At 71.7% G+C, this 12412-nt stretch carries 11 protein-coding genes; 4 read left to right on the top strand and 7 right to left on the bottom strand.

Going from position 1 to position 12412, the window contains the following annotated elements; translation table 11 throughout:
- Positions 1-26: 26 nt before the first annotated feature.
- Complete coding sequence (locus ACZ6BG_RS02615) at positions 27-881, bottom strand: ABC transporter permease (RefSeq protein ID WP_468997867.1); 855 nt, start codon at positions 879-881, stop codon at positions 27-29.
- Between the two features lie 329 nt (positions 882-1210).
- Here ACZ6BG_RS02615 and ACZ6BG_RS02610 point away from each other — a divergent pair, with 329 nt between their 5' ends.
- Positions 1211-2254 carry a hydroxyacid dehydrogenase gene (locus tag ACZ6BG_RS02610; protein ID WP_468995900.1) on the top strand — a complete coding sequence of 348 codons (1044 nt, stop codon included), beginning with the start codon at positions 1211-1213 and terminating at the stop codon, positions 2252-2254.
- Between the two features lie 56 nt (positions 2255-2310).
- Positions 2311-2766, top strand: coding sequence for a DUF5990 family protein (locus ACZ6BG_RS02605; RefSeq protein WP_468995897.1), 456 nt, complete (start codon positions 2311-2313; stop codon positions 2764-2766).
- A gap of 123 nt (positions 2767-2889) precedes the next feature.
- On the opposite strand, the gene ACZ6BG_RS02600 is transcribed toward ACZ6BG_RS02605, so the two are convergent.
- Positions 2890-3531: a DUF305 domain-containing protein gene (locus tag ACZ6BG_RS02600; RefSeq protein WP_468995895.1), complete on the bottom strand. Its 642-nt coding sequence runs from the start codon at positions 3529-3531 to the stop codon at positions 2890-2892.
- Between the two features lie 7 nt (positions 3532-3538).
- Positions 3539-4213 (bottom strand): DUF3105 domain-containing protein, encoded by a 675-nt coding sequence (locus ACZ6BG_RS02595; RefSeq protein ID WP_468995892.1) that lies wholly within the window; start codon positions 4211-4213, stop codon positions 3539-3541.
- A gap of 450 nt (positions 4214-4663) precedes the next feature.
- Here ACZ6BG_RS02595 and ACZ6BG_RS02590 point away from each other — a divergent pair, with 450 nt between their 5' ends.
- The gene (locus ACZ6BG_RS02590) at positions 4664-6025 is read left to right on the top strand and encodes a glutamine synthetase family protein (protein ID WP_030363288.1); all 1362 of its coding nucleotides are present in this window, start codon (positions 4664-4666) and stop codon (positions 6023-6025) included.
- Between the two features lie 149 nt (positions 6026-6174).
- Here the strand turns inward: ACZ6BG_RS02590 and ACZ6BG_RS02585 are convergent, their stop codons facing one another.
- Positions 6175-6603 carry a VOC family protein gene (locus tag ACZ6BG_RS02585; protein WP_468995890.1) on the bottom strand — a complete coding sequence of 143 codons (429 nt, stop codon included), beginning with the start codon at positions 6601-6603 and terminating at the stop codon, positions 6175-6177.
- Between the two features lie 67 nt (positions 6604-6670).
- Positions 6671-7183: a pyridoxamine 5'-phosphate oxidase family protein gene (locus tag ACZ6BG_RS02580; RefSeq protein WP_468995887.1), complete on the bottom strand. Its 513-nt coding sequence runs from the start codon at positions 7181-7183 to the stop codon at positions 6671-6673.
- 119 nt (positions 7184-7302) lie between these two features.
- On the opposite strand from ACZ6BG_RS02580, the gene ACZ6BG_RS02575 reads away from it, so the two are divergent.
- Positions 7303-10296, top strand: a complete 2994-nt coding sequence (locus ACZ6BG_RS02575; RefSeq protein ID WP_468995882.1) for a bifunctional [glutamine synthetase] adenylyltransferase/[glutamine synthetase]-adenylyl-L-tyrosine phosphorylase — start codon at positions 7303-7305, stop codon at positions 10294-10296.
- Between the two features lie 38 nt (positions 10297-10334).
- Here the strand turns inward: ACZ6BG_RS02575 and ACZ6BG_RS02570 are convergent, their stop codons facing one another.
- Positions 10335-11204 carry a phosphatase PAP2 family protein gene (locus ACZ6BG_RS02570; protein WP_468995879.1) on the bottom strand — a complete coding sequence of 290 codons (870 nt, stop codon included), beginning with the start codon at positions 11202-11204 and terminating at the stop codon, positions 10335-10337.
- Positions 11205-11347: 143 nt separating this feature from the next.
- On the bottom strand, positions 11348-12376 hold the full coding sequence (locus tag ACZ6BG_RS02565; protein WP_468995876.1) for a LacI family DNA-binding transcriptional regulator: 1029 nt from the start codon (positions 12374-12376) through the stop codon (positions 11348-11350).
- Positions 12377-12412 lie beyond the last annotated feature (36 nt).

The following is a 12412-nucleotide window of genomic DNA, read 5'->3' as shown; positions in this document are numbered from 1 at the left end:
GGCCGTCCTGTGGCTGATGGCGCTGCTCACTTGTAGACCCCCTGCTCGCCGAGCCGGTGCGCGATCCGGTTGGCCGTGAAGACGAGCGCCGCGCCGACGACGCCCTTGAAGAGTCCGGCGGCGGCCGCGTAGCCGGTGTCGCCGCCGACGATGCCCTGCCAGAAGACGAAGGTGTCCAGGACCTCACCTGCCTCCGGGCCCACCGACTGCCGTTGCAGCAGCATCTGTTCGAAGCCGACGGACAGGATGTCGCCGAGCCGCATGATCAGCAGCAGGATCACGATGGGCCGGATGCTGGGCAGCGTGACGTGCCAGAAGCGCCGCCAGGGCCCGGCCCCGTCGATCGCGGCGGCCTCGTAGAGCTGCTCGTTCACCTGCATCAGCGCGGCGAGGAAGATGATCGTGCCCCAGCCCGCGTCCTTCCAGATCACTTCGAGGACGACGAGCGGCTTGTACGCGTCCGGGTTGCCGATGACGTCGACGGTGTGCAGGCCCGCGTCGCTCAGCGTCGCGTTCAACAGGCCCGTGTCGCCGAGGACTTGCTGGAACAGCGCGACCACCACGACCCACGACAGGAAGTGCGGCAGATAGATCACGGACTGTGTGAAGCGGCGCAGCAGGTCCGAGGTCAGGCTGTGCAGCAGGAGCGCGAGGGCGAGCGGCGCGGGGAAGAAGAACACGAGCTGGAGCACCGCGATGAACAGCGTGTTCCAGGTCGCGTGCCAGAAGTCCGGGTCGCCGAACATCCGGCTGAAGTTCTCGGTGCCGACCCAGGGGCTCGCCCACAGGCCGTCGAAGGGGACGTACTCCTTGAACGCCACGGCGTTCGCGATGAACGCGCCGTAGTGGAAGACCAGGAAGTACGCGAGGCCCGGCACCATGAGCAGCACCAGGAGCCGAGTGCGCTGAAACCGTTTCCACTTCTCGCCCCGCCCGCTTTTGCGGGCAATTGCCCCCTTGGTGGGCTCCGTCGGCGGTGTCACCGCCTCGATTTCGGCCCGGTCCTTCGTCACCGCTGACACGGAACCCCCAGTCTTGAACACAGCTGTCGGGACAAGGTGCCGGGAATCTAAAGCGGTTACTGTCCTCGGTCAACCCCCTTTGCAGGGCTGCGCCTTGGCGCTGCCTGCCTTCTCTTGACCGCTGTCCCGACAGAGGCTTAGCCTCCTGACTCCTCCTAGTAACCGTTTTCTATGAGAGGTGGCGACGCGTGCCCGATCAGCTGGAGCAGCCGCGGGAAGCCGCAGGGCCGGAGCGGCGCAGGCCGGTGGCCGCCCTCGCCATGGGTGCCGACGTCGTGGACCGCGTCCTCGCCCCCGGGCTGCGCCAACGCCTCGCCCGCAGCGTCGAGTTGCCGCCCGGCGCGCTCACCGGCGGGCTCACCGGCGCCGACGCCCGCGCGGCGCTCGCCCGGGTCGAGGTCCTCGTCACCGGCTGGGACTGTCCCCGCCTGACCGCCGACGTGCTCGCCCACGCGCCCCGCCTGCGGGCCGTCGTGCACGCCGCGGGATCCGTCAAACCCGTGGTCACCAACGCCCTGTGGGACCGAGGCGTCCTCGTCTCCTCCGCCGCCGACGCCAACGCGGGCCCCGTCGTCGCCTACACCCTCGCCGCGATCACCTTCGCCACGAAGGGCGCCCTGCCCGCCGCCGCCCGCTACGCCGAGCGCTGGCCGCCGTTCACCGAACGCACCGGCGCCGACGCCCGCACCATCGGCGTCGTCGGGGCCTCCCGCATCGGCCGCCGCGTCATCGCCGCCCTCAACGCCTCCGACGCCGGACACCGCGTCCTGCTCACCGACCCCTACGTCACCCCCGCCCAGGCCGCCGCCCTCGGCGTCGACCTCGTGGATCTGCCCGACCTCTGCCGGGCCAGCAGCGTCGTCACCCTGCACGCGCCCCAACTCCCCGAGACCCGAGGTCTGCTGAGCGAGCGGATGCTCGCCCTCATCCCCGACGGCGGCGTCGTCGTCAACACCGCGCGCGGCTCCCTCGTCGACACCGAGGCCCTGACCCGCGCCTGCGCCGCCGGCCGCCTCGACGCCTTCCTCGACGTCACCGAGCCCGAACCCCTGCCGCCCGGGCACCCCCTCCTCGCCCTCCCGAACGTCCTGGTCACCCCACACATCGCGGGTGCGCAGGGCAGTGAGGTGCGCAGGCTCGGGGAGTACGCGGTGGCGGAGGTCGAACGGTACGTGCGGGGGGAGGCGCTGCTCGGGCGGCTGCGGCGGGAGGATCTCGGGCGGCTCGCGTGAGGCCCCGCCCGCCCGGGGCCGGGCGACTGTCAGACCCCCGTGGTGGACTGAATCCCATGACTCAGAAGCTGACGGTGCGCCTCATCGGCCGTGATCTGCCCGGGCCGGAGTGCGGGGACCATCGGGACGTGCACGTGGGGGTGCAGCGCGGCACGGAGCCCGACCAGCTGGTCCGGGCGGACGCGGCCGAGGCGGTGTTCGAGTTCGAGGTGGCCGTGGTCGCCGCGCCGGACGGCACCCCCGACTTCAAGGGGCCCTACGTCCAGGGCAAGCGGGGCGAGCGCTTCTTCTACCTCACCTGGGGCGAGCTGCCCCCCGGCGGGCAGTTCGCGATGTTCCGCCGGGCCAAGCTGTGGTTCGGCGACCTGCCGGAGGCGGCGGTGGAGGCCGGGGCGGTCGTGGGGGAGCTCGGGCTCACGGACGGGGCGGGGATGCCGTTGTGCGCGGGGGTGCGGCCGCCGGGGGTGAGGTGGGGTGTAGGCCTCGCGGGGGCGCCCCAGATGTGCCGGTGAGTTCCAGCCCGTCCGGCGTTTGAGGACGAGGCGCGAAGCGCCGACAAGCGGGGGTCCAGGGGGCGGCGGCAGCCCCCGGTTTCGGAGAAGGGGCGGGTCTGGGGCGCCCCCGCGAGGGCACCCCTACGGCTTCGCGCCCCGCGCCTTCAGCAGGTCGGACATCAGCTTGACCTCGGACTCCTGGGACTCGACCATCCCCTGCGCGAGCCGCCGCTCAACCGGCACGTCGCACCGCTCGACACACCCCTGAGCCATGTGGATGCCCCCCTGGTGATGGGCGGTCATCAGCTTCAGGTAGAAGACCTCGGCCTGCTTCCCGTTCAGCTCCCCGAGCCGCTTCATCTGCGCGTTCGTGGCCATGCCCGGCATGAGGGAGCCGTCGCCCGCCGAGGGGACGCCGGTCATGTCCATCCACTCCATGGGCTCGCCGGGCGGCACCTTCGGCAGCTCCCACAGGTCGAGCCAGCCCAGCATCATGCCGCGCTGGTTGGCCTGGGTCTGCGCGATGTCGTAGGCGAGGCGCCGGATCTCCTTGTTCCCGGTGCGGTCCCGGATGACGTAGGACATCTCGACGGCCTGCTGGTGGTGGACGGCCATGTCCCGGGCGAACCCCGCGTCGGCGGACGTGCTCGACGGCGCGTCGGCGGAACCGGCGGCATCAGAGGAGCCAGAGGAGCCGTCGGTGGAGGCGACGGCGGCGGTGATGCCGCCCGCCGCGAGCACCGCCCCGGCGACGGCGCCGATCAGCCAGTCCCTGCGCTTCATCACGTCATCACTGCCCCAGGCCGTTGGTGCAGGCCGCACCGGGCTCGGGGGTCTGCTTGCCCTGGACGTAGGTGGAGAAGAAGGGGTCGATCTGCTTGTCGGCCGCGTCCTTCACCGCACGCTGGTGCCCCCAGGCGGACAGCAGGATCGGGTCCTTCTGCTTCTTCACGGGGCTCATCAGGGAGTACGGGGTCTTCTTGACCTTGGCTTCCAGCTTCTTCAAGTCGGCGGGCTTCGCCTGGTCGTTGTACGTCACCCAGACCGCGCCGTGCTCCAGGGAGTGCACGGCGTTCTCGTTCGGGACTTCCTTGGTGTAGACGTCGCCGTTGCAGTTCATCCACACCTGGTTGTGGTTGCCGCCGACCGGCGGGGTCACCGGGTAGTTCACCTTGCCGCCGACGTGGGTGCGGCCGAGCTTCTTGGCATCCCAGACCCGCTCGCCGTCGGCGGTCGTCGTGAACTTGGCCACCGCCTTGGCGTCACCCGCCTTGCCGGACTCCTTGTTGTCGTCGTCGGCCTGCGAGATGAGGAAGTAGCCGCCGACGCCGAGCGCGGCGACGATGACCGTGCTCAAGGCGATGGTGAGCACGCTGTTGCGGCGCTCGCGGGCGCGTTCCGCGCGCCGCATCTCCTCTATCCGGGCCTTGCGCTCGGCGCTGCTCGTCTTCTTGGCGGAACCCATGGTGTGTCCTTCTGCGGAAAGCGGCGGAGTCGGATGGGTCGAACAAGGGGCGGTGCGTGGAACAAAGGCGGTGCGTGGAACCGGTGGAACCAAGGGGCGGTGCGGCACAGCGGGGGGCGTTGCGAGTGCGTTGATCGTAGCCTCCGCGTCGGCGGGTGGAGGAGGCGCTCTGTCAAATACTGCACGGGCGGCACGGGCGAGTGCCGCCGCCATCCGGCCGATCCCGGCCACGTGGACCCCCGGCCCGCCGCTCCGGCCCCCCCCGCTCCGGCCACCCCGCCGGGGCCCCGGACCCGTCCCGGATACCCCGTGCCGGGGTGAGCGTGCACTATGGGCAAGGAGCAGCCGCAACGCGCACGAAACCGTGTGGTGGGATGCTCGTGTGCCGGGGCGACGTCCCATGGCTTGGGAGCAGCCGGTTCCGACCAGCAAGGATGGGTGGAAGTCGAGATGGACAAGCAGCAGGAGTTCGTGCTCCGCACTCTGGAGGAGCGCGACATCCGGTTCGTACGCCTGTGGTTCACGGACGTACTCGGCTTCCTGAAGTCGGTCGCGGTCGCCCCCGCCGAGCTTGAACAGGCCTTCGACGAGGGCATCGGCTTCGACGGCTCGGCCATCGAGGGCTTCGCCCGGGTCTACGAGTCCGACATGATCGCCAAGCCGGACCCCGGCACCTTCCAGGTCCTGCCCTGGCGCGCCGAGGCCCCCGGCACGGCCCGGATGTTCTGCGACATCCTGATGCCGGACGGCTCCCCGTCCTTCGCGGACCCCCGCTACGTACTGAAGCGGGCGCTCGCCAAGACCTCCGACCTCGGGTTCACCTTCTACACCCACCCCGAGATCGAGTTCTTCCTGCTCAAGGACAAGCCCCTGGACGGCTCCCGGCCGAGCCCCGCCGACAACTCCGGCTACTTCGACCACACCCCGCAGAACGTGGGCATGGACTTCCGCCGCCAGGCCATCACGATGCTCGAATCCATGGGCATCTCGGTGGAGTTCAGCCACCACGAGGGCGCCCCCGGCCAGCAGGAGATCGACCTGCGCTACGCCGACGCGCTCTCCACGGCCGACAACATCATGACGTTCCGCCTGGTCATGAAGCAGGTGGCGTTGGAGCAGGGGGTCCAGGCGACCTTCATGCCGAAGCCGTTCTCCGAGCACCCCGGCTCCGGCATGCACACGCACCTGTCCCTCTTCGAGGGCGACCGCAACGCCTTCTACGAGTCCGGCGCCGAGTACCAGCTCTCCAAGGTCGGCCGCTCCTTCATCGCGGGCCTGCTGAAGCACGCCGCCGAGATCTCCGCGGTCACCAACCAGTGGGTGAACTCCTACAAGCGCATCTGGGGCGGCTCCGAGCGCACCGCGGGCGCCGGCGGCGAGGCCCCCTCGTACATCTGCTGGGGCCACAACAACCGCTCCGCGCTCATCCGCGTGCCCATGTACAAGCCCGGCAAGACCGGCTCGGCCCGCGTCGAGGTCCGCTCCATCGACTCCGGCGCCAACCCGTACCTGACGTACGCCGTCCTCCTCGCCGCGGGCCTCAAGGGCATCGAGGAGGGCTACGAGCTGCCGCCGGGCGCCGACGACGACGTCTGGGCCCTCTCCGACGCGGAGCGCCGCGCGATGGGGATCGAGCCCCTGCCGCAGAACCTCGGCGAGGCGATCGCCCTCATGGAGCGCTCGGAGCTGGTCGCCGAGACGCTCGGCGAGCACGTGTACGACTTCTTCCTCCGGAACAAGAAGCAGGAGTGGGAGGAGTACCGCTCCGAGGTGACGGCCTTCGAGCTCCGCAAGAACCTGCCGGTGCTGTAGGGCCCGAAGGGGCGCGGGGAACTGCGCGCTCAGCCCAGAAAGAGCCGCGGACGCGTCTGCCGAGGCAGTGAGCAGACGCGTCTGCGGCTTCGTCCTGGTTGCGCGCGCAGTTCCCCGCGCCCCTGACCGGGGCGCTCCCTTCGCCCCGGTCAGGGGCGAATCGCCTCCCGCAGCGGCGTCTCCGCCCGGACCCTGTACTCCTGGACCGCCCAGCCGTTGCCGTCCGGGTCGGTGAAGTACATGAACGTGGCGCCGTCCTGCTCCGCGTACTGGACCGGCTCGGAGACGTCCAGGCCGCGGGCGGTCAGTTCGGCGTGGGCCTGCTTGATGTCGGGGACGCAGAGCTGGAGGCCCTGGTAGGAGCCGGGCTGGGGCGTGGGGCCCGGGGTGGTCTCCCAGAGGACGGTGCTGAGCATGATCGAACAGCCCGATCCCGGCGGCGTGAGCTGGATCAGGCGTGCGCCCGGCATGACCTCCCCGTCGAGGTCGACGTGGAAGCCGCACTTGGACTCGTAGAACTCCTTGGACCGGTCGAGGTCGCTGACGGGGATGCCGATCACTTCGAGTGTGTATTCCATGCGTCGAGTACAGCAGCGATCCGGTGCCCTGTCCCGGGGAACGGGCGGGTGCCCCGGCGCGGGCGCCTCAGGCGAAGCGGTAACGCGTCTGGCTGAACGGCTCGCCCTTGGCGAAGCCGAACGCCGTACGGGGCGTCACCGCGAAGACGTACGCGCGTCCCGACTCGTGGAGGAAGCAGCCGTCCCGCACCTCGTAGTGGAAGAAGCCGCCGTACTTCTCCTCCCAGGCCGCCGCGAGCTCCCGCAGCCGCGCCCCGTCCGTGATCCGCACCGCCGTGCCCTCGACGACCACGTCGAGACCCTCGTCCCAGAGGTTGGCGCCGGTGGTCAGGACGACCTCGGGGTTGGCCTCCAGGTTGCGGGCCTTGCGCTCGTCCGGGCCGGTGGAGAAGCACAGGGCACCCCCTTGCCACAGGGCGCTCAGCGGGGTGACGTGCGGGCGCCCGTCGGGACGTACCGTCGAGATCCAGCACAGCTCGGCCGCCGCGAGCGCGTCCCGGGCCTGTGGCCAGGGGGTCGGGGCCGCCCCTTCGCTGCTGTAGCGGGCGTCGATCTCCGTACGGGGTTCCTGGCTCGGCATGACGTCGCCTCCTGCTCTCCACGCTCCTGTCCCCGTAGGGACCCCGCATGCGGGCGGAACTCATCGGCCGGGCCCTGGGTAGGCTCGTCGCCAGGAACAGGCGAGCGAAGGGCGCGGGGATGACGGTGCCGCAGGGGCGCAGGAGCAGTACGTTCACGCGACTGCTGCGGTACGGGTTCACCGACCCGTCCGCCGCCGAACGCCTCCTCGCCGCGTCCGAGCTCGACGCCGTCCGCACCGACCCGGTGCTCCTCGACGCCCTCGGCGCCACCGCCGACCCGGACCTGGCGCTGCTCGGGCTGGGCCGGCTCGCCGAGGCGCAGGCGGACGACACCGCGCGCCGCGAACTGCTCGACACCCTGATCAGCGCCAAGCCCCTGCGGGACCGCCTGCTCGGCGTCCTCGGCGCCTCCGAGGCCCTCGCCGACCACCTGGCCCGGCACCCGGGGGACTGGCGGGCCCTGGTCACGTACGAGGCCACCGACCTGCACCCCGGTGTGGCGGAGTTCGAGCGCGGCCTCGCCGAGGCGCACGACCCGGTGTCGCTGCGCGTCGCCTACCGCCGCTGCCTGCTGTCCATCGCCGCCCGCGACGTCTGCGGCACCACCGACGTCTCCGAGACCGCCGCCGAGCTCGCCGACCTCGCCACGGCCACCCTGCGCGCCGCGCTTGCCATGGCCCGCAGGGACGCGCCCGCCGACGCCGCGCAGTGCCGCCTCGCGGTGATCGCGATGGGCAAGTGCGGCGGCCACGAGCTGAACTACGTCTCCGACGTCGACGTGATCTTCGTGGGCGAGGCGGTCGACAGCGCCGACGAGGACAAGGCGCTGCGGGCCGCGACCCGCCTCGCCTCGCACCTGATGCGGATCTGCTCCGAGACCACGGTCGAGGGCACCATCTGGCCGGTCGACGCCAATCTGCGTCCCGAGGGCAGGAACGGCCCGCTGGTGCGGACCCTGTCCAGCCATCTCGCGTACTACCAGCGCTGGGCGAAGACCTGGGAGTTCCAGGCGCTGCTCAAGGCGCGGCCCGTCGCCGGTGACGCCGAGCTGGGCGCGGACTACGTGGCCGCCGTCGCGCCGCTGGTCTGGCAGGCCGCCGAGCGCGAGAACTTCATCGACGACGTGCAGAAGATGCGCCGCCGCGTCATCGAGAACATCCCCGCGGGCGAGGTCGACCGCGAGCTGAAGCTCGGCCCCGGCGGTCTGCGCGACGTCGAATTCGCCGTCCAGCTGCTCCAGTTGGTGCACGGCCGCGCCGACGCCTCGCTGCGCAGCGCCACCACCCTCGACGCCCTCGCCGCGCTCGCCGCGGGCGGCTACGTGGGCCGCGTGGACGCCACCCAGCTCGACGACGCCTACCGCTTCCTGCGCTCCCTGGAACACCGCATCCAGCTCTACCGGCTGCGCCGCACCCATCTGCTGCCCGACGACGACGCCGACCTGCGCCGCATCGGCCGTTCCCTGGGCATGCGCACCGAGCCCCTCACCGACCTCGCCCGCGCCTGGAAGCGGCACACCTCCGTGGTCCGCCGCCTGCACGAGAAGCTGTTCTACCGCCCGCTGCTCGACGCCGTCGCCCAGCTCGCCCCCGGCGAGTCCCGGCTCAGCACGGAGGCGGCCAGGGAACGCCTGGTGGCGCTCGGGTACGCCGACCCCGGCGCGGCCCTGCGCCATCTGGAGGCCCTCGCGTCCGGCGTGACCCGCAAGGCCGCCATCCAGCGCACCCTGCTGCCCGTCCTGCTCGGCTGGTTCGCGGACTCCGCCGACCCCGACGCGGGCCTGCTCGGCTTCCGCAAGGTCTCCGACGCGCTCGGCAAGACCCCCTGGTACCTGCGGCTCCTGCGCGACGAGGGCGCCGCGGCGGAGAACCTGGCCCGGGTGCTCTCGGCCGGCCGGTTCGCCCCCGACCTGCTGCTGCGCGCGCCCGAGGCGGTGGCGCTGCTCGGCGACGCCCGTGGCCTTGAGCCGCGCGCACGTGACCACCTGGAACAGGAGGTCCTCGCCGCCGTGGGCCGCGCCGACGGCGGCGAGCAGGCGGTCGCGGCGGCCCGCGGGGTGCGGCGGCGCGAGCTGTTCCGCACGTCGGCCGCCGACATCATCGCCTCCTACGGCACCGAGGAGAGCCCCGTCGAGGCTGACGCGGGCGCGCTCGTGGACCGTGTCGGCACCGCCGTCTCGGACCTGACGGCCGCCACCATCGCGGGCACGCTGCGCGCGGTGGTCCGGGAGGGCTGGGGCGAGACGCTGCCGACCCGGTTCGCGGTCATCGGCATGGGCCGCTTCGGGGGCCGCGAGCTGAGCTACGGCTCGGACGCGGACGTGCTGTTCGTGCACGAGCCGCGCGAGGGCGTGGACGACCAGGAGGCCGCGAAGGCCGCGAACTCCGTCGTCGCCGAGATGCGGCGGCTGCTGCAGTTGCCGAGCGCCGACCCGCCGCTGGCCATCGACGCGGACCTGCGCCCGGAGGGCAAGTCGGGGCCGCTGGTGCGCACCCTGAAGTCGTACGAGGCCTACTACCGCCGCTGGTCCCTGGTCTGGGAGTCGCAGGCGCTGCTTCGGGCCGACCCGGTCGCGGGCGACGCCGACCTCGGCCGCGCCTTCGTCGACCTCGTGGACCCGCTGCGCTACCCCGCCGAGGGCCTCGGCGAGGACGCCGTCCGCGAGATCCGCCGCCTGAAGGCCCGCATGGAGTCCGAGCGGATGCCCCGCGGAGCCGACCCCACCCTGCACACCAAGCTCGGCCGCGGCGGCCTCTCCGACGTGGAGTGGACCGTCCAACTGCTCCAGCTCCAGCACGGCTGGGCCGAGCCGGGGCTGCGCACCACCCGCACCCGTGAGGCCCTGCACGCCGCGTGCGCGGCCGAGCTGATCGCCACGGAGGAGGCGGCGATCCTCGACGAGGCCTGGGTGCTCGCCACCCGCGTGCGCAACGCGGTGATGCTGGTCCGGGGCAGGGCGGGCGACACGTTCCCGTCGGACGGCAGGGAACTGGCCGCCGTCGGGCGCTACCTGGGCTATGACGCGGGGCAGGTCGGCGTGATGCTGGACGACTACCGGCGGATCACCCGGCGGGCGCGGGCGGTGATGGAGGAGCGGTTCTACGGGGCGTGAGCCGTCGTGGAGGGCTCAGGGGGCTTCCAGGGGCGGCCCTACCGGGCGGGCGCCTTCTCCCGTGGCCGTTGCTCCGGCACCAGCTTCGGCAGGGCGTACGGCAGCTTTCCGTACCAGAGGCGCGCCACCGTGTAGCCGAACGCCAGGCAGATCATGCCGCCGACCGCGTCCAGCCAGAAGTGGTTGGCCGTGGCCACGATCACGACCAGGGTGAGCGTCGGGTAGAGCAGGCCGAGGACCTTCACCCAGGGCACCGACGCGAGGGCGAAGATCGTCAGGCCGCACCACAGGGACCAGCCGATGTGCATCGACGGCATGGCCGCGTACTGGTTCGACATGTTCTTCAGGTCGCCGGAGGCCATCGAGCCCCAGGTGTTGTGGACGACGACCGTGTCGATGAAGTCGCCGCCGGGCATCAGGCGGGGCGGTGCCAGCGGATACAGGTAGTAGCCGACGAGGGCCACCGCCGTCGTCGCGAAGAGCACCAGGCGGGTGGCCGCGTACCGGCCGGGGTGGCAGCGGTAGAGCCACACCAGGACGCCGAGCGTCACGATGAAGTGCAGCGTCGCGTAGTAGTAGTTCATGCCGACGATGAGCCATGTCACCGAGTCGACCGCGTGGTTGACCGAGCGCTCGAAGGCGAGACCGAGGCTGTGCTCGACGTCCCAGATCCAGTCGGCGTTGCGCAGCGCGGCCGACTTCTGCTCCGGGACGGCGTTGCGGATCAGTGAGTACGTCCAGTAACTCACCGCGATCAGCAGGATCTCGAACCACAGCTTCGGGCGTCGGGGCGTGCGCAGCCGACGTAGGAGATTCCGCCCATTGCGGTCATCTTCCTCGCCCGCGATGGGTGATGAGGTGGTGGGCCCCTGTTGGCCTTCCAGCGTCGTCACAGTCGTCTCACCCATAGGTACGAGTCTGCCAGATGGCCACCACTGCTCAGATCATCCCCCGGTCGGGTTCCGACCGCATTCCCTACGCCCCAAGTACGACCGCATTCCCTACGCCCCGAGTACGAGGAGATCCCCTCCGCCCCAGGGGCGGCGGATCCCTACGCCCCGGGGGCCGTGCGCGCGGCCGTCGAGCCCCTGACCACCAGCTCCGGCATGAACACGAATTCGCTGTGCGGGGCGGGGGTGCCCCCGATCTCCTCCAGGAGGGTGCGCACCGCGGCCTGGCCCATCGCGGGCACCGGCTTGCGGACCGTCGTCAGGGGCGGGTCGGTGAAGGCGACGAGCACCGAGTCGTCGAAGCCGACCACCGAGACGTCGTCCGGCACCTCCAGGCCCCGCTCCCGCGCGGCCCGTATCGCGCCGAGCGCCATCATGTCGCTGGCGCACACCACGGCCGTGCAGCCCCGGTCGAGGAGTGCCGCGGCCGCTGCCTGTCCGCCTTCGAGCGTGTACAGGGAGTGCTGGATCAGCTCCGCCTCGACGTCCTCGGGCGGCAGCCGGAACGTCTCCCGCATCGACCGCGTGAACCCCTCGATCTTCCGCTGTACGGGGACGAAGCGCCGCGGCCCGAGGGCGAGCCCGACCCGGGTGTGCCCGAGGGAGGCCAGGTGGGTGACGGCCAGGCGCATCGCCGCCCGGTCGTCGGGCGAGATGAAGGGCGCCCGCACCTTCGGAGAGAAGCCGTCCACGAGGACGAACGGCACCCCCTGCGCGCGCAACTGCTCATAGCGCCCGGTGTCCGCCGTGGTGTCCGCGTGCAGACCCGAGACGAAGATGATGCCCGCGACGCCGCGGTCCACCAGCATCTCGGTCAGCTCGTCCTCGGTGGAGCCGCCCGGGGTCTGGGTGGCGAGCACCGGGGTGTACCCCTGGCGGGTCAGGGCCTGGCCGATCACCTGGGCGAGGGCGGGGAATATCGGGTTCTCCAGCTCAGGGGTGATCAGGCCGACCAGGCCCGCGCTCCGCTGCCGCAGCCGCACGGGCCGTTCGTAGCCGAGGACGTCGAGGGCGGCGAGCACGGACTGGCGGGTGGCCGCAGCGACGCCCGGCTTGCCGTTCAGGACCCGGCTCACGGTCGCCTCGCTGACCCCCGCCTGTGCTGCGATGTCGGCCAGTCGCGCGGTCACAGGGTTGGACTGTACCGGTCGTGTCTCACGCTGCCC

It is taken from the genome of Streptomyces sp. NPDC041205, assembly GCF_055591765.1.
This window is presented reverse-complemented; position numbering and strand designations above follow the sequence as displayed.